Source organism: Parasutterella excrementihominis YIT 11859 (assembly GCF_000205025.1).
In the GTDB taxonomy this organism is placed as follows: Bacteria; Pseudomonadota; Gammaproteobacteria; order Burkholderiales; family Burkholderiaceae_F; genus Parasutterella; species Parasutterella excrementihominis.
In genome coordinates this window covers 104,853-126,849 of the sequence record NZ_GL883677.1, presented here as the reverse complement: position 1 = coordinate 126,849, position 21,997 = coordinate 104,853, and the positions used below count along the sequence as shown (strand labels likewise).

Here is a 21,997-nt window from a genome sequence, read left to right as displayed (position 1 = left end):
CATGCAATTATTTGCATATTTAAATGATTCTTCATGGTCTTAACATCATTAGAACAAAGTCTTCTTGTTTTCAAGGTGCTTTCTGATCCCAATCGCCTAAGGCTTTACTGGCTTTTGACCCATGTGGGAGCGGCGATTTGCGTATGCGAAGCGATGCGTGTTCTCGATCTTCCTCAATACGAAACTTCTAAGCATCTCAAACAGCTTCGTGAAGCTGGTTTGGTGGAAGCAGAGAAAAGAGGACGTTTTGTCTATTACAAGGTGAAAACTCCTGTCAGTTCATTTGTCCAAGGTATCGCTCAAGCAGTAAACGCTATCGATCCTGAAAGTTTCAAAGAAGATAAAAAACGCTGTAAAGAAATTTGCTGCTGTTTCTCGGACGAACAAGAAAAATGATTTCAAATATTGATTGGTCTCGATTCCTTTCGGAATTTACATATATTTTTTTCGAACTGATCTTTCTATTTTTCACGATCAGTTTCTTAGTTTCGCTTGCTCAGATTTTCATATCACAGAAGCGAATCGAAGGCTGGCTTAACCGTCCTAACAAAGTGATTAGTGCCGTGCTAGGCGCCTGTATCGGATTGGTGACGCCGTTTTGCTCGTGTTCCACGATCCCGGTATTTGTGGGACTGATGAAAAGCCGAGCACCATTCGCGGGAGCTGTTTCCTTTTTACTGACTTCACCGGTTTTGAATCCGGCCATCATCACTTTGATGGCGGCCTTCTTCGGTCTTAAGGCTACGGTCTTATATACCTTGTTTACCTTCGCTTTTGCTGTAAGCATCGGACTTTTACTAGATGCTTTAGGGTTCAAACGCTATGTGTATGACGTGACAGTAACCGGAGGCAAAACTTCGTCGGAGGCCTGGCATTCTTTTACAGGAACATTCCGAGAGAAGTTTTGGCATGCAGTCGTGTTGGCTTTCGGAGATTCCCTTGGACTGCTTAAGAAGGTCTTTCCTTATCTTTTATTCGGTGCATTAGTCGGCGGCTTTATTCATGAAGCGCTGCCGATGGATATTGTCGAAAAATTTGCCGGTGTAAGCGCCTGGTGGGCAATTCCTCTTGCAGCATTGGTCGGTATTCCGCTCTACATCCGAACCGAAACCATGATTCCGATTGCTTCAATTTTATATGGCGCCGGAGTTGGACCTGGGGCGTTGATTGCGCTTATTATCGGAGGTGCTGGTGCAAGCATTCCGGAAGTTGCATTGTTGAACTCTATTTTTAAAAAACAAATGCTGATAGCGTTTCTTCTGTCGGTGTTTTCGGTTGCATGCGTGACAGGTTATTTATTTAATTATTTTTCGTTTTAATTTAGTGGAGCAAATATGGCAGAAAAAGAATCATTCTTTTCAAGATTTTTTGGGAATAAGAAGAAAGAAGGCTGCTGCTGTCAGCTTAACATCGTAAAAAATGAAGAAAAGACCGAATCCGTGCCGAAAAAGAGCGACGAAGCCAAAGAAGTTGGCGGAGAAAAGGATAAAAAATAAAAACTCTGCGAAGACAATCTCCGATCCTTTGGCTCTTTTTTCAAAAAGTTTTAGCAAGGGATCGGGGATCGTAGCTGTTGGCCGATAGAAACCAACGCCTGTGAGATATCGTTAATTAAGGCTAGAGGAGAGTCTTGCTTTTCTTCATCACCACTACGCTTCTGGAGCAATGAAGGAAATTTTTAAGACAAGTCAGTTCTACTGAATAAATAATAGAATTTCCTTTTTTTTCAGACTTGACCACTTGAGCTTCCTTCAAACAGTTTAAATGCCGTGAGACAGTGGGCATTTCTAACTGAACGATAGCAGTAAGCTCAGAGACGGTTTTGGGGCCTTCAAGTAAAGCTTCAACCATCATCAATCTTGCAGGATGCCCGATTGCTTTAAATATTTTTGCTTGTTCCGTATAAATCTCAGGGAACTGCGCCATTCTTTTTTGCCTCCAATTTAGCCCATTCAGTAAAAAATTTCCCTAGATTTTTATAAAAGCCGTGTCTGGCCTCAACCTCCAATAGTTTCGACCAGTCCAGGATAAATTTGCTGAGAAATTTTTCAAAGTACTCAGGCTTTTCTTCTTTATCTAATAATTCATAAACTTCCAGAACGGGGACGATATGTTCCGGAAGTTCTTTAATGTCTTTTTCTGTTTTGAATCCTTTTTTCTCAAGGTAAGAAAGATATTCTTCTAGAATATTATCTCCTAACTTTGTTTTCCAACAAGTCAAATAGTTTTTGGCCAAAGGCGTACCGGGACTCAGGAATAATCTTGTGTAGTCCAGAAGCATTTCTTTAAACGCTTTAGAACTGGCAGTTCCCTGTGTGTACAGTTGGTCCAAAAGAACGGCTCTTCTTGCTAAATCTTCATCGAGATTTTCAGCTGCTTTTTTGAAAACATGCAGTTCTCTGAGCTCTTGTTCCGGCTCAAATAAACCAAGAAGAATAAGGTTAAGCGGTGTCGTTTGCATAGTGTATTTAGATTGTCGGAAGAGGCTTCAGCCTCTTCCGAATTACTTAGTTATTCTCTGGGAGAGAACTGTCCGACATAGAAGACTTTAGGATTGGTTCCCTTGTCTTCTTGAAGTCTCCAGACCTTCGAAGCTTTCATCTTGGCCGAAATAGCAGATTTAGGATCGTCTAAATCGCCGAAAATTCTTGCTCCGGCAGGGCAGGCATCCACGCAGGCGGGATTAAGACCGTTGGAAGTGCGGTGATAGCAGAAATTGCATTTTTCCACTACGCCTTCTTTTCTCTGAGCGGCCGTATCTCCGGCTTTGAACAGGTTGGCATAAGCAGGAAGCGCTCCTGCTTTCTTTGCCAGTTCTAAAGCTCCTCCTGTAACGCCCTCAATAAGAACGGGCCTTGTTGCGGCGTCTCCTCTCGGATCGACTCCTTTCGGATTGAAACTAATAACCGAATAAGATTTTCCGTCAAGACTTTCAGGACCCAACTCAGCAGAGGAGTATGGGCAGGCCTTTTGACAGAGACGGCAGCCGATACATACTTCATCATTGTGAAGTACGACACCCTCGGGACTGATGAACATGGCTCCTGTAGGACAAACTTTTACGCACTGCGGATTTTCGCAATGATTGCACATCACGGGGATTGCGATTTGAGTGCTGTTTGGGAAAGTCCCTTTAGTTTCCTGCAGAAAGTCAGCCCAGTTGAAAGACTGTCCTTCGCCTCTCGTACGGGTATTATTCTCCGCCTTACACGCCAGAGCACAAGCTCCGCAGGAGGAGCATAAATTCAAATCAATGATCATTCCAAATTTCATTTCTCTCTCCCGGGTTAATTGTTGCTAGAAACCTTCTTGATGCTGACGCGTGTGTATCCGCCGTTTCTGCAGGAAGTACCGGATAAACGATCGTAGTCATCAACAAGAATTTCATTATTGTTGCCGCCGCGCGGTGTCTTGCCGTATTCCTTGGCGGCAATCTGGCCGTATGCCCAATGGCCTTGTCCGTAGGCTTTTGCAACAGTGCCCGGACCTACGCCTTCCCAAAGTTTGACCTCTGTGACAATAGTGCCGACCGGAGAAGATATTTCGACCAGGTCGTTATCCTTGAGGCCGAGCGCTTTAGCGTCGGTCGGGTTGATCTTAAGGACATCTCCCCAGGAGCGGTCGCCCGCATCGCATTTCTTGAACTCCTGCATCCAAGGAAGATTTGCAGAACGTCCTTCTCTGTTCAAGCGGCTCTTATGATCGATGAAAAGGAACGGGAATTGCTGTTGATCGCCGTGGCGCAGCGGTGCTTCGTAATGCGGCATCCAGCCTTTAATGCCCCTGGCTTGATAATTACACAGTTCAAGAATTTGGTCCGGAGTTGAGTTGTATTTCGCTGCATGCGTTTCCAACACTTTCTTCAGATCGCCGGAAACAAATTCAAACTTGCCGCTGGGAGTCGGGAACTTGCCGCCCCAATGTTTCTTGTAAGTCTGAGGGGCAGAGTTATGCATGCCCTTTTGTCTGAAGTCTTCCCAACCATTGATTTGATCTCCGGGAATCGGCTTGGAACCATGGAGCCAGCACGGAGCGGAAGCGATCTTGGTTGTGATTAATTGGAATTCTTTTTCGTTTGTGGGCTTTGCACCCGTTTCCGGATCAGCGAACTCGTTGGCATAGTAGTTCAGCAGTGCGGGCCAGCCTTTCTTTGCCAGCTTTTCTGCGAGAAGCCAAGTGACTTCGTTTTCTTCCTGTTTTACATCCCAAATTCTGTCGCAAGTGGGCTGCTGCAGAGAGGTCCAGGCATGCATAGAGCCGAAACCGGTAACCGCGCCCATTCCCTCGGCTGCATTGAAGGTTGAGGGGAGCACAATGTCTGCGAACTGGGTCATTTCAGACGGGAAAGGAACCATGTGGACAAAGAAAGGAACATTGCTTAATGCCTTTTCCCAGCGTTTGCCGTCAGACGCTGCAAAAGGAGTATTCGTCCAAGAACTAATCATGACCTTAATAAAGTCAGGATGTTCAAGCATGTAGTTAGCAATGTTGTTGGTGACAACACCGCTGCCCAGCTTCGCTTTCATGGCTGCCGGCATGTCCTTATCGCCGCGGCCGTCAATCTTCTTGCCTTTTCCGTGCGTCTTGGCCAACTCATCCACATATTTGTCCATTGACGGATACTTGCCGGTCAAGGCTTTAACAGGGTCATGAGTGCCGCCGACATTATCCACGGAACCAAGGATGCCGTTGAGTGCATGGACAACCATGGCGGAATAGGTTCCTCTCGGGTTCATGCAAACGCCTGGGCCCATCCAGACGATGACATTAGGAGCAGCTTTGCCAAGCGTTCTAGCTACTCTTCGGATCTGTTCGGGATCGAGTCTGCATTCCTTGCCCGCTTTTTCAGGCGTCCAATCTTTTGCCTCTTCGTTCCAATAGGTGACGAGGCCGAGCGTATTGTTTTCCTTGAAGGCTTCCGGCTTGACCGTTTTACCGGCAATGAATTGGTTTTTACTATCAACAAAGTCACCGACGAATTCTTTGTTCCAAAGTCCTTCGGTTAATAGAACGTGGGCAATCGCATTCGCTAAAGCTCCGTCTGTTCCGGGAAGAAGCGGCAGCCACTCTTTGGATTTCGCAGCAGCTGTAGAAAGCCGCGGATCAACGGTAATCAGAGTGCCGTTCTTTTGGAGGCTTCCAAGTCGAGAAATCACATTCGGGACCTGGCGGTTGGATGCGAAAGGATCTGTACCCCAGAAAACAACACACTTTGAATTTCCAAGATCGTAATCTCTATAAGAGAAAAGTCCTTGTGTATAGCCGGGTCCCATTTTCTCAGTTTCGGCACAAAGGGCGGAAGTCGAAAAATTATTCGGAGAGCCGAACAGTTTCGCGACAGTTCCGTATAAAAGGGCGTGAGACGTGTTTCCGTAGCGGCCTTTTAGATAAAGCAGTCTCTCAGGTTCGCCGGCATTACGAAGCTCCATCATCTTATCTGCGACGATATCTAAAGCCTCATCCCAAGTGATAGGAATCCATTTGGGATCGATACCTCTGCCTTTTTGCGGATTTGTTCTCTTTAACGGCTGCTTAATACGATCAGGATCGTAATTTTCTTGCGGAATCAAATGGCCTCTAGGACAGCAGAAACCGTGATTGCCTTGAGAATGTTGGTTCCCACGGACTCGGGTGGCTCTTCCGTTCTGATTAAAAACTTCAATTGCACAGTACTGAGTGCATCCTTGGCAGGCAGATCCGATCCATCTGCCCTGAGCCGGGCTGCAAGGCAACGGCAGTCTTTTAACCGTTACACCCTGAGCTAATAAAGACGGGGCAGAGGCCATGAGGGCGGAGCTGCCGGCTAGCTCTATAAAGACTCTTCTTGTGAGTTTCATTAGATGTTCTCCTTAGGGAAAGAGATTGGGGATAAGCTAATTTGCTATTTAGCTATATTGCTAAATATAGAGAAAACATGGGAGGCCTGAAACAGTGTTTTTACGAAGGGTATTTTCTGAGCAGTATTTGTATTTGTAAGGTTTAACTCAAGAAAGACCTCAAAACTCTAGAAGTTATAGCAGAAAGAGATTTGAAGGTGATAAACAGGTAATAACATCAAAAGTAACTGTCCTTCTTGATTATTTATTTTTATGCCTTTGAAGAGCTGACTTTTACTAGCGTCGTAACCTTAAGGGAAGGTGAAAAATTTTTCTTCCTTAAGATAAGAGACAATTGAGCTAATGAGCTTCATTCTTTACACAATTGAAGTCAGGGTTACCGCTTAATTCATTAAAAGCGTTTTATGAGGCTCGAAAGATAGGGCAGAATGATTCTCGGCGCTTTACATAAAAATCGAGCAGGCATCCAATCGGATAACCTGCTCAACGATGTCTTGTGGTGGAGGCGGCGAGAATCGAACTCGCGTCCAGAAGCTATCAATACCAGCCTCTACGTGCGTAGCTAATTCACTTAGTTCTTACCGGCAACCCTGCAAACTAGCGATGCCAGTTGCCGGCCAGTTGCTAAGTTTCGCTCCCGCAGTCACAACTCCTGCAGGAACTAGCTCCTATGATATGTCGCTGCCGTCCATTGCGGGACCCGGCCTAGAAGCGAACCGGTCGCAGCGTCTCACCGGAAATTAAGCGGCGAGAGCGAAACGCTCATCGTTGGCGTTTATATTTTTGTAAGCGGTTTAGCGAGGAACTCACACCTCGGCACGCGTCCAAATATCTCATGGCCCCTGTCGAAACCAGGTCGCCCCCACGAGGATTGGTAATTTTATTAAAGACCGTCCTCCCAGTCAAGATTAATCTTGCAGACCCAAGGCAACGCCTGGCACAACTTGATCGCCGCGCTGAGTCTCGGATGTCGAAATAAACAGTCGATCCGCAGCGACTTTTTCTTTCTGAATCAAGTAGTTCCTTACGGCTGCAGCTCGGCGGTCGGCCAACTGCTTCAGATCGGCAGTGGCTACACGCTGGTTCTTCATGAGGAAGGCTTTCATCTGCTCAATATCGGTATTCTTTGGTTTGTTCGGCGCAGTCGATTCGCTGTAGAGCTGTTTAATCGCTTTATCGATTTGTGCAGCCGTCAAAACCTTCGCATTCGTCGCGGAAGTTGTGTCGCGATAAATGGCATAACGCATATCTCGCATCAGCAGTTGTTCTTTCAAACCTTCGCCGTCTTCCTTTTCAGAAGCCATACCGATGATTTGAATCTTGATGCCCGGACGATCCTGCATAGCTTTCGCCACGATGTTGAGGGCCTTGATCGTCTTTTCATCTAAACGAGCGCTGCCGCTGGCAAACTGCAGGTTGTTCAAATCCATGTCTTCGCCGCCGAACATCGAGCCGATAAGTGCGAACGGAGCAGTAACGGCTTTACTGATCAGGTTTACAATGACTTTGACAATAATGCCGCCGACCGAGAATTCGGGATCATCTAAGGAGCCCGAGACCGGAATATTCAAATCGATCTGTCCCTGACGATCCTGCAGAAGAGAAACCGCCAAGCCGACCGGTAAAGCGTCCTTCGCATCAGGAACCTGCGAACCGAATTCAAGTTTATTGATCACAAGTGCATTTTCGCTGGTGAGTTTATCTTGATTGATGTCAAAGGCGCCCTTGTAAGTTAACAGACCTTTTTCAATCGGATGACCGGTGAATTTAGCCGAGAACGGAGAGAAGGCCGGCAGCGACAGTGAGGTCACTTCGCCTTTCATCGCGAGTTTGAGCTTCGATTCAAACGGATTGATCGTGCCGGAAATATTCATCGGCGTGCCGTTCAACAGACCCTTCACATCCACGGTGGCATTGCCTTTGGTCGTCGTGGAGTAATTGCTCAAAGAGCCGGCAAGGTTGGAGGCATTGAGCTTGAAAGTAGGCTCAATACTGTTGTCCGTGTAGCGTACACGGCCGTCTGTCAGCGTGATCTTTCCGACATTGATGGCCGGAGCAGAAGATGAGCCGGAACTTGCCTGAGCTTTAGACTGGGGCTTAGAAGCGGCCGGCTTGTCCGTCGTAGCTGCAGGCGCCGGAGCGTTGCTCGGAGTGCCTAAGGAAGCCAAGTTAATGCTTCCGTTTTTGTTCATGACGACATTCACGTTAGGCGACGTAAGCGCAATGGTGCCAAGTGAAATTTGCAGTGGAGAAAGTCCCGAAACACTAATACCGCCAACGGCAAGATTCTTAAGCGAAACAGCTGCTGCGCCTTGTTTGTCTGTCACGTTCAGCGATGCAACATCTGCATTGCCGCTGTAAGAGAAGGAAACGTCTTTGGCTAGATTTAGCTTGAGTTCACCCTTGTTGCTGAACGTACCTTGCGTGACGTGGGCGCTGGAATACTGAGAAATATACGGAGTCAGATCAGCAATGGATAATCCGCTGCTCTGCAGATTCAGATCCATGCTGAAGGGCGTGATAACTATCCCGCCGTTTGCTTGGATATGACCGCCGATAGCGCCGACGGAGGCATCGATAGAAGTCCGAGTGCCGTTTTTACCGTTAATCGGGGCGAGCGAGACATTAACGTTCGTAACCGGACGTTTGAAATTATTGGTGGTATCCGTGAAGTTGATTATTCCGTTGCGGACGCTGACCTTATCAATGTTCCAGGTCCAATCGTTCGGCGTCTTCTTTTCGTCTTCTGGAAGGGTTGCTTTTTCCTTAGCTTCCTTCGCGTCTTGTTTAGCCTGGGCCTTTTGTTCCTTAACGATATGCGTCAGCAGTTGGACCAAATTCAGGCTGTCTTTGTCTCTAATAACAACAACTGAAGGATTATGAATCTGGATTTCTCCAATATCCAGATTCTGGCGGAAGAAAGCAAACTCTTTCAAGTTTGCATCGATCTCTTTGACGCCGATGATTTGATAGGCTTTACCGAGCTCGTCTTCGAGGCCCACGCCTTTCATCTTGACGGTGCCTTTTAGACGCAGATAAGCGTTCTCTTCGCCTTGTTTTTTCTCAAAGTCCAGGTTGAAGGCACAGTCCATTGTGCCCTTGGTAACTTTGACATTCAGAGGAATCGGATTAAAGGAAGCCGCATTCTCCAGGTTTAACCCAGTGACGGTGAAGTTCACGCCGGTTTTTTTGCCTGGTGTAAACGGAACACTCTCGGCATTGATGGCGAAAGGCTCGCCGTTGAAATTGAATTTCAGGTCAGGCGTGATAGGAACGTCGACGTCGTTTTGGAAATTAGAGATGAGGGGCAGGGCAAAGTTAAGGTCGGTAACCTTATCAACCTTGTGTCTGAACTTGTCATCAAGCGTGATTGAAGAGTTCGTCAGCTTGATGTTGCCGATAGAAAACTGCAGCGGCTTGTCATCCTTCTTCTCTTCTTCCGGTGAAGTCGGCATTTCCTGAATGCGTTGGATGATGTCGCTGAAGTTAAAAGTGTCCAGCCCCGTACGGATTACGGTGCTGTTGAGGCCGTCAATCGTGATGTACTGCACCAAAGGAGACAGTTTGAAAAGAGAATCCCACAGAACTTTGGTTTGCAGAGATCCGACGGAAAGCAAAGCCGGCTCTCCGTCTTTTTGGACGTTCAGTCCCTTAACAGAAAACTGCAGTGTGAAAGGATTGAATTTAACTTCCTGCGTTGTGATCGTGCGCCCGACAATCGGTTCGGCGTATTTTTTAAGCGCCCAGTTCACTCCGTAAGGGACACCAAGGAAGCCGCCGGCTGTGTAGGCGGCTGCCAAGGCTCCGATGATTCCGGTTGTTATCCAAAGTTTTTTGCCCATATCGTTCCCTCGCTTAGCGGAATAAAAAGACTTCCGACATAGGCAAAAGTATGACTACTTTGTAAGCTTGATCTCTAAAATTTCGCTCGGATTGTGCACAATGAGATCTGCGCCCCACAGCTCGACAGGCTGCGGTGAACCGAGATATCCCCATTTCACGGCAACCGAGAAAACGTTAGCTTCGTTGGCTGCATCAATATCTCGTTTGTCGTCGCCGGCATAAATGGCCTCAGAAGCTTTCGCGTCAATGCTTTTCAGAGCAAAAAGAATCGGTTCGGGGTTCGGTTTGGAAACTTTGAGCGTGTCCCCGCACACGACCACAGCTGGTTCGAGCTTATGGAATTTGATTAAAGGATGAACAAAGCGGGCGTGCTTGTTGGTAATGATGCCCCAGCTTGCTCCTTGAGCTTTGATGTTGTCAATCATTTTCGGAACGCCTTCAAAAAGATGAGAGTGCTCCGCCATATGGGCTTCGTAATAGTCCAAAAACTCTTTGACCATTTCAGCGTAGCCAGGATCATCCGGGTGGATGCCGAAAGCCGCACCAAGAAGGCCTCGTGCGCCGCTGGATGCGGTTTTGCGAAGCGTCTCAAAGGGGAGGGGCGTCAAACCTCGGACTTCTCGAAGATGATTAGCCGCTGCCGCTAGATCCGGCGCAGAATCCAGCAATGTGCCGTCAAGATCAAATAAATAAACGTTGGGATGTTCGGTCATGACAAAAAGAAAGGGGTCGCAAACGACCCCTTTTTCACAAGTTAATGCAATAGATTACTTGTTGCGTGTGCCCTTAACTTCGATAACGGCACGACGGTTCGGCTGCAGGCATTCGATCAACTGTTTGAATGTCTTGATTTCGCCCTTAGCAGAAGGATTCGGGCAGTTGACGACAGGGTCAGCCTGGCCTTTGCCTTCGGCGTGGATACGAGCAGCAGGAACGCCGTGTTCAGCCAAGAAAGTCTTGACGGCGTCTGCACGACGCTGAGACAGTTTCTGGTTGTAGGCAGCACCGCCGATACGGTCGGCGTAGCCATTGATCATGACAACGTCAAGTGTCAAGCCGGACATACGGCTTGTGAGTTTTGTCAACTTGGCGATGCCTTCGGGTTTCAGAACGGCTTTGTTGAAGGCGAAGAGTGTGTCGGCAGAAAGAGTAACTCTTTCTGCGCCGGCTTCGCACTTAATAATGTCTGTGTCGCACTGGCAGTTCTGGCCAAGAGCGCCCTGGGCTTCTGCCAGAGCAGGAGTCCAATAGCCGGTGCGGACGCACAGGCCGAAATTAGTCATCAATGTTTGGCCGGCTGCCTGAACATAAGGATTAGCAGGGGCATCAGCTGCGCAAACAGCACCGGAAGCAGCTAACGCTACAGAAGCGATAAGCATTCCGAATTTTGTCTTTGTATTCATCATTTTCCTCTTTTGATGCAGTAAAACCACACAACATACGGCAAATTCAGGGATCGGCCGCTATGCATTCCGAGTGTATAACCACCGGTCCGCTAATTAAAATCGTCCCGTAGTATCTCACACACCCTATTCTGCCACGACATGATATTACTTTTTGTAAGTAACTTGCCCCGATCAGGCCTAAGTAATTTTTCCTGTTGTATATTTGCAACAAGGGAACCGCTCACCCAAACCTGATGTACGCATTGTGCTTCAACCGCGTAAATAACGTTTGATAACACATCCAAAACGGGCATAGTTACAAGCTGTGACATGTCAATGACGGCTAGGTCCGCGAGCTTCCCAACTGCAAGGGAGCCCACGTCACAATGCAATTTTAACGCGTTAGCTCCGTTTATTGTTGCCATACGAATAATTTGATTGACCGTGAGCTCCGTCGGGTCTTGAGAAAATCCCTTAGCGATGAGACCTGCCGTCCGCATTTGCTCGAACATGCTCAGAGAGCAGGCGCTCGCTGCACCGTCGGTTCCCAAGGCAACGTTGATGCCGCCCTTTAAAAGTTTGACGACGGGACTTGCGCCGCAGCCGAGCCGCATATTGCTCACGGGACAGTGGACGACGGATGCGCCGCTTTCGGCGAGCAGTCCGATGTCGCGGTCGGAAAGAGCAACACAGTGCACGGCAATCGTCCGTTCATTCAGGCAGCCTAATTTGGCCAAATATTCCACCGGAGAGCACCCGAATTCTTTTATGGCGTTCTGTCTTTCTTCTTCGGTCTCGGAGAGATGAATCTGCCAGGTTGTGTCCAGCTCTTCGGCTAACCGCATGGATGCCTGCAAAGCTTCCGCAGTGACGGAATAGGGAGCATGCGGTGCAATATTGATAGAAAGGCCGGGATCGTCTTTGTGACGTGCAGCGAGTGCTCGGGCGCCCCCAAAAGCATCTTCTTCTCCTTTGTACTCAGCATTCGGGTACTTGATTACAAACGCACCCTGAACGACACGCAGTCCGACTTCTCTCAGCGCTTTGGCAGCAGAATCCGGGAAGAAATACATGTCATGGCACGTCGTTGTACCTCCTCGGAGCATTTCAGCGCCTCCGAGCAGGGCACCGTCATAGACGAATTCCGGACTCATCAGCTGCCCTTCAATGGGCCAAATGCATTTGGTGAGCCAGTTCGGCGTTGTGAGATCAGGGCCCACGCAGCGGAGAAGATTCATGGAAGCATGGGTATGGCAGTTCACAAAGCCTGGCATAACCACGTTATCGGGGAGCTCAAAGACTTCTTTGGCTTCAACGTTCTTGAGATCTGCAGGCGGGATCAGCGCGGCAATTCTTCCGTTTTCAATCGCCAGGCCATAGTTCTCCAGAACTTCAGTGTCGCCCTCAAGCGGAATGATCCAGCGGGGAAGAAGGAGTTTTTCGGTCTGCATATTCTTCTCCTATTAGAAATTAGAGGTTTTTCGGTTGAAACGGCTGAATGGCGTCCAACTCTTCCTTCATTAGTGCCTTTTGCTTTGCCAAATCATAGACCGCCTGCAGCTCGAGCCAAAAGATTTCTTCTAGGCCGAAGTATTTCGAAAGCCGCAGCGCAGTGTCCGGTGTAATAGCGCGCTCTCCGGCAATAATTTGACTCAGGCGCGTCTGAGGAACGTGAATGTCTTTTGCGACTCGGTAAACGGAAAGTTTTAGAGGCTCAAGAAACATGGTCTTGAGAACCATGCCGGGGTGCAATGCTTCCAGATTTTTCATAGTAACGCCTCTCGATAGTATCGGATTACGATAGCACACTAAAAACGATTTATAAGCGTTTTGAGGCACAGAGCTGTTAAGTCCACTAAAATTGACGGGTTATTTTTACAGTCCGTTAGCCCGGACGCATTAAGAAGGATTTGTTAGATGGCTGACAACGACCACAACAACGAAAACGAAAAAGACAAAGAAGAGCAGGAGCAGGACATCTCTGATGAGACCGGTTCTGAGACACCCGAGAATCAGGCTGAAGAGTCCGGCGACGCCGGCGAGGGCGAGAAAAAGAAAAGTCGCTCCCGCAGCCGCCGCGAGAACACGCCTGACTGGAATCTCATTCGCCAGCAGGTAAATAAGGCCGAGCCGATTTCTCTGGAAGATGAAATGAAGCGCTCCTACCTTGATTACGCGATGAGCGTGATCATGGGCCGAGCACTGCCCGACGTGCGTGACGGTTTAAAACCCGTTCACCGTCGTGTGCTCTTCGCGATGTTCGAATTGAACAACATGTGGAACACACAGCATAAGAAGTCTGCTCGTGTGGTCGGTGACGTGATCGGTAAGTACCATCCTCACGGTGATGCCGCAGCTTACGAAACAATCGTTCGTATGGCTCAGGACTTTTCCATGCGTTATCCGTTGGTCGACGGCCAGGGCAACTTCGGTTCTGTCGACGGTGACGGCGCCGCTGCTATGCGTTACACCGAAGTTCGTTTGAAGAAGCTTTCTTCCGAAATGCTCCGCGGTCTGGATGAAGACGCAGTTGATTTCGCTCCGAACTACGACGGCACGCAGAAAGAGCCGACCGTTCTTCCGACAGTGTTCCCAGAGCTTCTGATCAACGGCTCCGCCGGTATCGCGGTCGGTATGGCAACGAACATTCCTCCGCACAACCTGCGTGAAACCGTGAACGCCTGCTTGCTGGTGCTTCGTAACCCTGAATGCACCATCGACGAAATTATTAAAGTCATGCCGGCTCCGGACTTCCCCACAGGCGGCATTCTTTACGGTTTGTCCGATGTCCATGAGGCCTATCGCACCGGCCGAGGCAAAGCGATTATTCGTGCCAAGACCCACATTGAAGAATGGGACAACGGCAACCGCGAATCTATCATCATCGACGAGATTCCGTATCAGGTCAACAAGCGTCTGCTCCTTGAGAAGATCGCTCAGCTCGTCGCTGAAAAGAAAATTGACGGCATGTCCTTCGTTCGCGACGAATCCGATAAGAACGGTATGCGCGGCGTGATCGAACTGAAGCGCGGCGCCAATGCCAATGTCGTTCTGAACCTTCTTTATAAGAACACCCAGCTGCAGGACAGCTTCGGTATCAACCTAGTGGCGCTTGTCAACGGCCAGCCGAAACAGCTCAACATCAAAGAAATCCTAGTTGAGTTCTTAAGCTTCCGCCGTGAAGTCGTGACTCGCGTCACGATGTTCCGCCGCGATAAAGCTCGCGCCCGCGTGTACCTGGTTGAAGGTCAGGCAATCGCGCTGGCGAACCTTGATGACTTCATCAACATCATCCGTACTTCTGCCAACGCCAAGATTGCCGAGGAAAGACTGCTGGAGCGCGAATGGCCGGCTCATGAAGCCGCCGAGATGATCAAGCGCGCCAACCTTGATAAGAAATTCCTGCGCCCCGAAGACGAAGACATGACGCTCGGCCTCACGGATCAGGAAACCTACCGCTTAAGTTCCATGCAGGCTAAGAACATTCTTCAGATGCGCCTGCAGAGCCTGACCGGCTTGGAACAGGAAAAGATTCACGCAGAATATAAAGAACTCGTGGACACTATTATTGATTTGACCGACATTCTGGCGAAGCCCGAACGCGTCACCGCGATCATTGCCGACAGCCTTGAAACCGTTGCAGCCGAATTCGGCGACGAAAGAAAGACTCAGATTGTTGCCAATGCAGAAAACGTCAAGACAAAAGACCTGATCCCGCTGAGAGAAATGGTCGTAACCCTGACGGATACCGGCTACATCAAGAGCCAGGCTTCGATCGAATACCGCGCTCAGAAACGCGGCGGTCAGGGTAAACGCGCCGCCCAAATGAAGGAAGGCGACATTATTAATCAGCTGTTTGTGGCTACAACGCACGACGTGCTGCTGTGCTTCACCAACAAGGGCCGTCTGCACTGGCTCAACGTTTGGGATGTGCCCGAGGGCTCTTCCTCTTCCAAGGGTCGTCCGATCGTCAATATGCTTGAACTCACGGATGACGAAAAAGTCACTGCCGTTCTGCCGATCTCCGATGAGGATTACGCCAAAGATCTCTATATCTTCATGGCCACTGCTGACGGTACGGTCAAGAAGACACCGATCGGCGACTTCAAGAACCAGAGAAGAGCCGGTATCAACGCCATCAATCTGCTTGAAGGCGACGTTCTGGTCGGTGCTGCCGTGACCGACGGCAAGCATGATGTCATGCTCTTTAGCGACAACGGCAAAGTTGTCCGCTTCTCCGAAGATGAAGTTCGCGCCATGGGCCGTGCCGCAACCGGCGTTCGCGGTATGAGACTCGATGAAGGCCAGAAGGTCATTTCCATGCTGGTCTGCGGCGATGACGAAGACGTGACGGTTCTGACCGCTACTGAGTTCGGCTACGGCAAACGTTCTCCGCTGGCTGAGTACACACGCCACGGCCGCGGCACGAAGGGCATTATTTCGATCCAGACGACCGAGAGAAACGGCAAGGTCGTTTCCGCACTCCTCGTAAAAGAAAACGACGAAATCATTCTGCTGACCTCTACCGGCAAGCTGGTTCGTACCCGTGTCAACGAGATCCGCGTCCTCGGCCGCAACACTCAGGGCGTGACACTCATCTCGATGGAAGAAGGCACCAAGCTCGTAGGTCTTGAGCGCGTGACCGAAAACGATGACGGAGACAATGCTTCCGATAATGCAGCGGTTGAAGTCGAAGTGGTCTCGGAAACGGAGGCAGAAGAAGCCGAACTCGAAGCAAAAGACGAGGCCATCCTCAAGGAAGAAGAAAATGACGAGAATCTTTAATTTTGCGGCCGGCCCTTCGGCCATGCCTTTGCCTGTGCTTGAACAGGCAGCCTCGGAAATGACCGACTGGCACGGTGTCGGATACTCCATTCTGGAGATGAGCCACCGCAGCAAAGAATTCATGGGCATTTACCGCGAAACCGTGGAAATGCTTCGTGAGCTCTACGGTATTCCCGAAGAATATGAAGTCATGTTCGTTCAGGGCGGCGGTCATCTGCAGTTTGCCATGATCCCGCTGAATTTTGCAGTGGGCGGAATCGGCAACTACGCCGTGGACGGCGTTTGGAGCCGCAAAGCTTTTAACGAAGCACAGAAGATCGGCGAGGCTGCCGAAGTTGCCTGCACTGAACTCAGAGCCCCTCGTCAGGACGAACTCGCAGTCACCGACGGCGCTGCTTATCTGTATTACTGCTCCAACGAAACGGTCAACGGCATTCGTTACTGGTATCGCCCGGAAGTCAATGTTCCCTTGATTGCCGATATGTCCAGTGACTTCCTGTCTCAGCCGGTCGATATTTCTAAGTACGGTCTGATCTTTGCCGGTGCTCAGAAGAACTTCGGTCCAGCCGGTCTCACGGTCGTGATCGCCCGAAAGGATCTTTTAGGCCGCGCCGAGTCGACAACGCCGACCATGCTCGACTATCAGACCTATGCGAACTTCGAATCGATGTACAACACGCCGCCGACCTTTGCGATCTACATTTCGCACTTGGTCTGCAAGTGGCTGCTTGCCGAAGGCGGCGTCAAGGAAATGGAGAGACGCTCCATTCTGAAGAGTCAGAAGATTTACGACGCGATCGATAACTCGGACGGTTTCTACTACAACAACATTGAAAAGCGGTCCCGCTCCCGCATGAACGTGGTCTTCAATCTGAAGAACGAAGAGCTCAATCAGCTCTTCATTGAAGAAGCGCTTCAGAAAGGCCTGGCCAACATCAAGGGCCATAGAATCGTCGGCGGCATGCGTGCTTCGCTCTACAACGCGGTCAGCGTGGAAGCCGCAGAAGCTCTGGCCGATTACATGAAGGCTTTTGCCGAACGTCACAGCTAAGAGCCGAGCCATGTCTGTCAACGAAGAACTGCTTCCTCTTCGTAATAAGATCGACGGGCTCGATTCCGAGCTCGTCCGCCTGCTCAACGAGCGGGCGGAGGTCGCCAAAGAAATCGGCGAGATCAAGGCTCGGGTCGGTCTCCCGGTTTACCGACCCGAACGCGAAGCGGAAGTTTTAAAAAAGATCTGCGGTAAAAACGAAGGGCCTCTGCCCAATGAATCTTTAGTGGCCATCTGGCGTGAGGTCATGTGCGCCTGCCGCGGCCTTGAGTCCGAACTGAAAGTGGCTTACCTCGGTCCTCGCGGAACGTTCAGCGAACAGGCGATGATTCGTCAGTTCGGCTCCGGTGTGGTCGGAATGCCCTCTGGCAGTATCGAAGAGGTCTTTAGAAAGGTTGAGTCCGGTGATGCCGCCTACGGTATTGTTCCGATAGAGAACTCCACCGAAGGGGCGGTCAACCGCACCATGGACTATCTGCTGAAGACATCGCTCTTCATCGTAGGCGAATGTTCCATTCCGATTCAGCACAACTTGATGACGCGCTCCGGCACGATGGAAGGCATCACTCGCGTCTATTCGCACCCTCAGTCTCTCGGACAATGCGTCCAGTGGCTCAATCGCAATGTGCCTTCTTTAGAAAGACTGACTGCTGAGAGCAACGGAGAGGCTGCGCGTTTGGCTTCCGAGAATCCGGCTTATGCGGCGATTGCCGGTGAAGTCGCGGCAAAGATTTTCGGGCTGCAGATTGTGGCGACCAATATTCAGGACTCCAACACCAACCGTACGCGTTTCCTGATCTTAGGCCGCGAGCCTGCCGAGCCTTCCGCTAATCCGCAGGAAGATAAGACCTCCCTGATTTTCTCCGTGCCGCATCGAGCCGGTTCGCTTTATCAGGCTTTAAAGCCGTTCGATGATTTCGGTGTGTCCATGATGAGACTGGACTCACGCCCTGCTAAGCGCGGAACGTGGGAATATTTCTTCTACACCGACATTGAGGGCAACATGAGCGAGCCCAAGATTCGAGAAGCGCTGGAGATTTTCCGTGAAGGCTGTGCCTCTCTGAAATGTCTGGGTTCTTATCCGACGGAGAAGAATTTTCGCCGAGCAGATACTAAAGGATCAAATTTATGACCGAAACAACAATTACCACACCTTCTTGGGTGCAGGCTTTAGATAAATACGTTGCAAGCAAACCGATTGAAGACGTTGCGGCTGATTTAGGTCTAAAAGCCGAAGAAATCATCATGCTGGTCGCCAACGAGAACCCGAACGGTATGAGTTCTAAGGTTAAAGAGGCGGTTGCAACTGCCGCCTTGAATCTCAACCGTTATCCGGATGCCGACGCCTATCATCTTCAGAAAGCCATCGCAGAAAAATACGGCGTGCCGCAGGATTGGGTTGTGATCGGCAGCGGCTCGAGCGAATTGTTGGGTTTGGCCGCCGAGACCGTTTTGTCCGAAGGTACAACGGCGATTTATCCGCAGTATTCTTTCTCGCTGTATCCGATGGTTGCTCGCTTGTGCGGAGCCGAGACGATTGAAATTCCGTCAACGGGAGACTTCAACGCCGACCTCGACGCAATGGCCGACGCCGTGGATGAGCGCACCCGTTTGATCTTCTTAACGAATCCTAACAACCCGACGGGAACCTACCTTGCCGAGAAAGACATTCTCGCCTTCCTGGATAAGATTCCGCCGACGGTGATGGTCTTGTTTGACGAAGCTTATGTCGAGTTTCTCGAGCCCGCACTGCGCTGTGACTCAATGGAAATCGTTCGTCTGCACCCGAATGTGATGGTCGCACGCACTTTCTCCAAGGCTTACGGTTTGGCAGGTGCTCGCGTCGGTTACGGTATCGCTCAGCCGGGACTGCTTTCCATGCTGAACCGCGTTCGTCATCCGTTCAACGTGAATGATCTTTCTCAGATTGCGGCTCTGGCTGCCCTGCAGGATCAGGAGTTTGTCGAGAAGACTCTGGAGGTCAACCGCAAAGGCATCAAGTTCCTTTCCGAGGCTTTTGATGCACTGGGACTCCCGTACATGGGCCTGCACGCTAACTTCATTACCGTCAAAGTCGGACCGCATGCCGACGATATCGTTCAGTACCTGCTGAAAAAAGGCATTATCGTTCGCCGCATGAAGTCTTATGACTTGCCGGAATGGATCCGCGTGTCTGTCGGGACGCCCGAACAGAACGAACGCTTCCTGGAAGTTCTGAAAGAAGCATTAGCTAAGTTCGAGGAGACATCTGCATGAAAATGGCAGTGATCGGCTGCGGCCTCATCGGCGGATCGATGGCGCTCAGCTGGAAAAGAGCCGGGATTGTCGACGAAGTGATTGCTTTCGGACACAATCCGGCCACTCTGCAGAAGGCTTTGGATAAAGGCGCAGCAGATACCGTGACGACTTCGATGGAAGAGGCTGTCAAAGATGCGGACATCGTTGTCAGCGCCGTTCCCGTGGAGGCGATGGAATCCGTTTTTACGGAAATGGCTCCGTTCCTTAAGTCTGATGCCGTGGTTACTGATGTCGGATCTACCCGTCAAACCGTGATTGCGGCTGCGCGCAAAGGACTCGGCGATAAGTTTCATCAGTACGCCCCGGCACATCCCATTGCCGGCGGCGAAATGCCGGGCGTGGATTATGCGTCTGCCGATCTTTTTGACGAAAAAGTCGTCATCTCGACGCCGGATGAAGGAATGGATCCGAAGGTCGTTACCTTCATCGAAGAGGCGTGGCGTAAGGCCGGCGCACGCGTGCAGGCTATGAGCCCGCTTCAGCATGACCTGACGTTTGCCTCTGTCAGCCATTTGCCCCATGTCCTGGCTTATGCCTTGGTGGACATGATCGCGAGAGAAGAAAACGCCCAAGAAAAACTCAAGATGGCCGGCGCCGGTTTCAGAGATTTCACGCGTATTGCTTCGAGTTCTCCGGTGATGTGGCGCGACATCTGCCTGTCCAATCGCGAAGCGTTGTCTCACGAGCTCGAACGCTATCGTGCTTCTTTGGACACACTTCAAAAATATATTGATGAGTCCGACGGAAAGGCTTTGGAAAGCGTTTTTGAAAACGCCGTCAGAAACCGTCGCGGCTTAGTCTTCCCCGGAAAATAAGGATAACAACGATGGAAGAAATTTTAAAACTTGATCCGATTATGAAGGTCGGAGGCTCGGTGGACTTACCGGGCTCTAAAAGCATCTCTAACCGAGCACTGCTTTTAGCGGCACTGTCCGAAGGGACAACCGAATTAAATAATTTGCTGGTCGCCGAAGATACGGAAATGATGATCGGCGCACTGGAGACGCTCGGTGTCAAACTCGAAGTTTCCAACGACGGCACAGAAGTGAAAGTGGAAGGCTGCGGCGGCAACTTCCCTGTGAAGAAGGCTGATCTTTTTCTCGGGAATGCCGGTACCGCTATGCGTCCGTTGTCTTCCTCTTTGGCGTTCAGTGGCGGCGAATACGTATTGGACGGCGTCGCTAGAATGCGTCAGCGCCCGATCGCCCATCTTGTAGAAGCATTGAATTCTGTCGGCGGCCGCCTCTCTTATCTTGGAGAGCCGGGATTCCCACCGATCAAGATTGAACCGGCAACCAGGATTAATAGCGACATTGTCCATGTTCGCGGCGATGTTTCCAGTCAGTTCGTTTCCGGTCTGCTGATGGCCGCTCCGCTGATTGCTCCGGAACAGGGTTTGAGAATCCGCATTGACGGAGAGCTGATCAGCTCTCCGTACGTCTCACTGACGTGCCGCCTGATGGAACGCTTCGGTGTTGAGGTAAAAACTTCCGAAAAAGACTTCCTTGTGCCTCGTACTCTGTACAAAGCACCCAGCGTTTTTGAAGTAGAAGCCGATGCTTCGAGTGCTTCATACTTCCTGGCTCTCGGTGCGCTCGTCGGTCCCCTCAAAATTAACGGTATCGGAGCCGACAGCGTCCAGGGCGATGCGGCCTTCGTCGAATATCTTGTGAAGATGGGCGCCGCGGTGACCCGCGGAGAGAACTGGATCAAGACCGGTCCGAGCCGCTACGGTCATAAACTGCACGGTCTGCAGGCCGATGTTCGTCCGATTCCGGATGCAGCGATGACGTTTGCCGCCATGGCACCGATGTGCGAAGGTCCGACAATCCTTCGAGGCATCTCCAGCTGGAGAGTCAAAGAGACCGATCGTATTGCCGCAATGCACAACGAGCTTACCAAAGTCGGCTGCAGAGTGGAAAGCACGGACGACATGATCAAAATTACGCCGCCTGTAAAACTCAGAAGCGCTGTTTTTGATACCTACAAGGACCATCGCATGGCGATGTGTATGTCCCTGATTGCTGCAGGAGGCGTGCCCGTTGAGATTCGTGATCCGAACTGCGTGAGAAAAACATTCCCCGATTACTTTGAACGTCTGGCCGGCGTTGTGGAGAAATAATGAGTCAAGTTGATGTCATCGCGATTGACGGACCGGTAGCTTCCGGAAAAGGAAGCGTTTCTTCCGGCGTTGCCAAGGCTTTGGATTTTCATGTGCTGGACAGCGGCGCGCTCTATCGTCTGACGGCTCTGGCCTGCATGAACCAGTGTGTGGATTTGAGCGACGCTGCTGCGGCGGAAAAGGTCGCCCAGTCACTTAACCCGTTGTTTAAGGACGGAAAAATCTATCTGGAAGGCAAAGAGGTTACCGATGCAATCCGTACGGAAGAAGTCGGATTGAATGCAAGCAAAATTGCTGCTTATCCAGGCGTCAGAAAAGCTTTATTTGAACTGCAGAGAAGATCTGCAGTTGCACCCGGCCTTGTGGCTGACGGCCGCGACATGGGAAGCGTGGTTTTTCCCGAAGCTCGGCTGAAAATCTTTTTAACAGCATCGGCTGAGTCGCGTGCAAAAAGACGCTATAACCAGTTGAAAGAAAAAGGAATCTCAAGTAATATTGACGACCTCGTTTCCGACTTGAAGGATCGTGACAGACGTGATATGGAGCGATCTGTGGCACCTTTGAAGCCGGCAGAGGGCGCGCGAATCCTCGATTCGTCCGGCCTTACTCTGCAGGAAACGATCGATCTGGTTCTCGCCTGGTACCGCGAGAGCAAGGCTTGAAAAAGCCTCTTTAC

At 50.3% G+C, this 21,997-nt stretch carries 19 protein-coding genes and 1 other RNA gene; 10 read left to right on the top strand and 10 right to left on the bottom strand.

The features are described from left to right. The first annotated feature begins 33 nt into the window (after positions 1-33). Genes HMPREF9439_RS01290 through HMPREF9439_RS13260 form a run of 3 tightly spaced genes read left to right on the top strand, consistent with a single transcriptional unit; the run spans position 34 to position 1,496 of the window. A complete protein-coding gene (locus tag HMPREF9439_RS01290) occupies positions 34-396 on the top strand; it encodes an ArsR/SmtB family transcription factor (protein WP_008810777.1) in 363 nt (120 codons plus the stop codon). Further along, the gene (locus HMPREF9439_RS01285) at positions 393-1,319 is read left to right on the top strand and encodes a permease (protein ID WP_008863408.1); all 927 of its coding nucleotides are present in this window, start codon (positions 393-395) and stop codon (positions 1,317-1,319) included. The genes HMPREF9439_RS01290 and HMPREF9439_RS01285 overlap by 4 nt, the downstream gene beginning before the upstream one ends. 15 nt (positions 1,320-1,334) lie before the next feature. Further along, on the top strand, positions 1,335-1,496 hold the full coding sequence (locus tag HMPREF9439_RS13260) for a hypothetical protein (RefSeq protein WP_008810779.1): 162 nt from the start codon (positions 1,335-1,337) through the stop codon (positions 1,494-1,496). 121 nt (positions 1,497-1,617) lie between these two features. Here the strand turns inward: HMPREF9439_RS13260 and HMPREF9439_RS01280 are convergent, their stop codons facing one another. From HMPREF9439_RS01280 to HMPREF9439_RS01240, 10 genes are all read right to left on the bottom strand, one after another. Beyond that, on the bottom strand, positions 1,618-1,926 hold the full coding sequence (locus tag HMPREF9439_RS01280; protein ID WP_008863407.1) for an ArsR/SmtB family transcription factor: 309 nt from the start codon (positions 1,924-1,926) through the stop codon (positions 1,618-1,620). Next, the gene (locus HMPREF9439_RS01275; RefSeq protein ID WP_008863406.1) at positions 1,910-2,461 is read right to left on the bottom strand and encodes a molecular chaperone TorD family protein; all 552 of its coding nucleotides are present in this window, start codon (positions 2,459-2,461) and stop codon (positions 1,910-1,912) included. The genes HMPREF9439_RS01280 and HMPREF9439_RS01275 overlap by 17 nt, the downstream gene beginning before the upstream one ends. 50 nt (positions 2,462-2,511) lie before the next feature. Beyond that, entirely contained in the window at positions 2,512-3,273 is a 762-nt protein-coding gene (locus HMPREF9439_RS01270; protein WP_008863405.1) for a 4Fe-4S dicluster domain-containing protein, read from the bottom strand. Between the two features lie 14 nt (positions 3,274-3,287). Next, positions 3,288-5,837 (bottom strand): molybdopterin-dependent oxidoreductase, encoded by a 2,550-nt coding sequence (locus tag HMPREF9439_RS01265; RefSeq protein ID WP_008863404.1) that lies wholly within the window; start codon positions 5,835-5,837, stop codon positions 3,288-3,290. 497 nt (positions 5,838-6,334) lie between these two features. Next, positions 6,335-6,701: a transfer-messenger RNA gene (ssrA, locus tag HMPREF9439_RS13015) on the bottom strand. A 44-nt stretch (positions 6,702-6,745) separates the two neighbouring features. After that, positions 6,746-9,679, bottom strand: a complete 2,934-nt coding sequence (locus HMPREF9439_RS01260; protein ID WP_008863403.1) for a DUF748 domain-containing protein — start codon at positions 9,677-9,679, stop codon at positions 6,746-6,748. A 54-nt stretch (positions 9,680-9,733) separates the two neighbouring features. Then, on the bottom strand, positions 9,734-10,393 hold the full coding sequence (locus tag HMPREF9439_RS01255; protein ID WP_008810796.1) for an HAD family hydrolase: 660 nt from the start codon (positions 10,391-10,393) through the stop codon (positions 9,734-9,736). Between the two features lie 54 nt (positions 10,394-10,447). Further along, positions 10,448-11,083, bottom strand: coding sequence for an OmpA family protein (locus tag HMPREF9439_RS01250; RefSeq protein WP_040603341.1), 636 nt, complete (start codon positions 11,081-11,083; stop codon positions 10,448-10,450). Positions 11,084-11,175: 92 nt separating this feature from the next. Further along, positions 11,176-12,516, bottom strand: coding sequence for an amidohydrolase family protein (locus HMPREF9439_RS01245; protein WP_008863401.1), 1,341 nt, complete (start codon positions 12,514-12,516; stop codon positions 11,176-11,178). A 19-nt stretch (positions 12,517-12,535) separates the two neighbouring features. Next, entirely contained in the window at positions 12,536-12,835 is a 300-nt protein-coding gene (locus tag HMPREF9439_RS01240) for a HigA family addiction module antitoxin (protein ID WP_008863400.1), read from the bottom strand. A gap of 147 nt (positions 12,836-12,982) precedes the next feature. Here HMPREF9439_RS01240 and gyrA point away from each other — a divergent pair, with 147 nt between their 5' ends. Genes gyrA through cmk form a run of 7 tightly spaced genes read left to right on the top strand, consistent with a single transcriptional unit; the run spans position 12,983 to position 21,983 of the window. After that, complete coding sequence (gene gyrA, locus HMPREF9439_RS01235) at positions 12,983-15,850, top strand: DNA gyrase subunit A (protein ID WP_008863399.1); 2,868 nt, start codon at positions 12,983-12,985, stop codon at positions 15,848-15,850. Further along, positions 15,834-16,901 (top strand): 3-phosphoserine/phosphohydroxythreonine transaminase, encoded by a 1,068-nt coding sequence (serC, locus tag HMPREF9439_RS01230; RefSeq protein WP_008863398.1) that lies wholly within the window; start codon positions 15,834-15,836, stop codon positions 16,899-16,901. The genes gyrA and serC overlap by 17 nt, the downstream gene beginning before the upstream one ends. 10 nt (positions 16,902-16,911) lie before the next feature. Next, the gene (pheA, locus tag HMPREF9439_RS01225; protein ID WP_008863397.1) at positions 16,912-18,033 is read left to right on the top strand and encodes a prephenate dehydratase; all 1,122 of its coding nucleotides are present in this window, start codon (positions 16,912-16,914) and stop codon (positions 18,031-18,033) included. Beyond that, complete coding sequence (hisC, locus tag HMPREF9439_RS01220; protein ID WP_008863396.1) at positions 18,030-19,157, top strand: histidinol-phosphate transaminase; 1,128 nt, start codon at positions 18,030-18,032, stop codon at positions 19,155-19,157. The genes pheA and hisC overlap by 4 nt, the downstream gene beginning before the upstream one ends. Continuing rightward, positions 19,154-20,014, top strand: coding sequence for a prephenate dehydrogenase (locus HMPREF9439_RS01215; RefSeq protein WP_008863395.1), 861 nt, complete (start codon positions 19,154-19,156; stop codon positions 20,012-20,014). Before hisC ends, HMPREF9439_RS01215 begins: the two co-directional genes overlap by 4 nt. Before the next feature lie 11 nt (positions 20,015-20,025). Further along, positions 20,026-21,321, top strand: coding sequence for a 3-phosphoshikimate 1-carboxyvinyltransferase (aroA, locus tag HMPREF9439_RS01210; protein WP_008810805.1), 1,296 nt, complete (start codon positions 20,026-20,028; stop codon positions 21,319-21,321). Continuing rightward, on the top strand, positions 21,321-21,983 hold the full coding sequence (cmk, locus tag HMPREF9439_RS01205; protein WP_008810806.1) for a (d)CMP kinase: 663 nt from the start codon (positions 21,321-21,323) through the stop codon (positions 21,981-21,983). The genes aroA and cmk overlap by 1 nt, the downstream gene beginning before the upstream one ends. The last annotated feature ends 14 nt before the right edge of the window (positions 21,984-21,997 follow it).

Excerpts from the sequence above, each read along its gene's own strand:
- HMPREF9439_RS01290 (WP_008810777.1), top strand. The coding sequence starts at position 34 with ATGGTCTTAACATCATTAGAACAAAGTCTTCTTGTTTTCAAGGTGCTT.
- HMPREF9439_RS01285 (WP_008863408.1), top strand. The coding sequence starts at position 393 with ATGATTTCAAATATTGATTGGTCTCGATTCCTTTCGGAATTTACATAT.
- HMPREF9439_RS13260 (WP_008810779.1), top strand. The coding sequence starts at position 1,335 with ATGGCAGAAAAAGAATCATTCTTTTCAAGATTTTTTGGGAATAAGAAG.
- HMPREF9439_RS01280 (WP_008863407.1), bottom strand. The coding sequence starts at position 1,926 with ATGGCGCAGTTCCCTGAGATTTATACGGAACAAGCAAAAATATTTAAA.
- HMPREF9439_RS01275 (WP_008863406.1), bottom strand. The coding sequence starts at position 2,461 with ATGCAAACGACACCGCTTAACCTTATTCTTCTTGGTTTATTTGAGCCG.
- HMPREF9439_RS01270 (WP_008863405.1), bottom strand. The coding sequence starts at position 3,273 with ATGAAATTTGGAATGATCATTGATTTGAATTTATGCTCCTCCTGCGGA.
- HMPREF9439_RS01265 (WP_008863404.1), bottom strand. The coding sequence starts at position 5,837 with ATGAAACTCACAAGAAGAGTCTTTATAGAGCTAGCCGGCAGCTCCGCC.
- HMPREF9439_RS01260 (WP_008863403.1), bottom strand. The coding sequence starts at position 9,679 with ATGGGCAAAAAACTTTGGATAACAACCGGAATCATCGGAGCCTTGGCA.
- HMPREF9439_RS01255 (WP_008810796.1), bottom strand. The coding sequence starts at position 10,393 with ATGACCGAACATCCCAACGTTTATTTATTTGATCTTGACGGCACATTG.
- HMPREF9439_RS01250 (WP_040603341.1), bottom strand. The coding sequence starts at position 11,083 with ATGAATACAAAGACAAAATTCGGAATGCTTATCGCTTCTGTAGCGTTA.
- HMPREF9439_RS01245 (WP_008863401.1), bottom strand. The coding sequence starts at position 12,516 with ATGCAGACCGAAAAACTCCTTCTTCCCCGCTGGATCATTCCGCTTGAG.
- HMPREF9439_RS01240 (WP_008863400.1), bottom strand. The coding sequence starts at position 12,835 with ATGAAAAATCTGGAAGCATTGCACCCCGGCATGGTTCTCAAGACCATG.
- gyrA (WP_008863399.1), top strand. The coding sequence starts at position 12,983 with ATGGCTGACAACGACCACAACAACGAAAACGAAAAAGACAAAGAAGAG.
- serC (WP_008863398.1), top strand. The coding sequence starts at position 15,834 with ATGACGAGAATCTTTAATTTTGCGGCCGGCCCTTCGGCCATGCCTTTG.
- pheA (WP_008863397.1), top strand. The coding sequence starts at position 16,912 with ATGTCTGTCAACGAAGAACTGCTTCCTCTTCGTAATAAGATCGACGGG.
- hisC (WP_008863396.1), top strand. The coding sequence starts at position 18,030 with ATGACCGAAACAACAATTACCACACCTTCTTGGGTGCAGGCTTTAGAT.
- HMPREF9439_RS01215 (WP_008863395.1), top strand. The coding sequence starts at position 19,154 with ATGAAAATGGCAGTGATCGGCTGCGGCCTCATCGGCGGATCGATGGCG.
- aroA (WP_008810805.1), top strand. The coding sequence starts at position 20,026 with ATGGAAGAAATTTTAAAACTTGATCCGATTATGAAGGTCGGAGGCTCG.
- cmk (WP_008810806.1), top strand. The coding sequence starts at position 21,321 with ATGAGTCAAGTTGATGTCATCGCGATTGACGGACCGGTAGCTTCCGGA.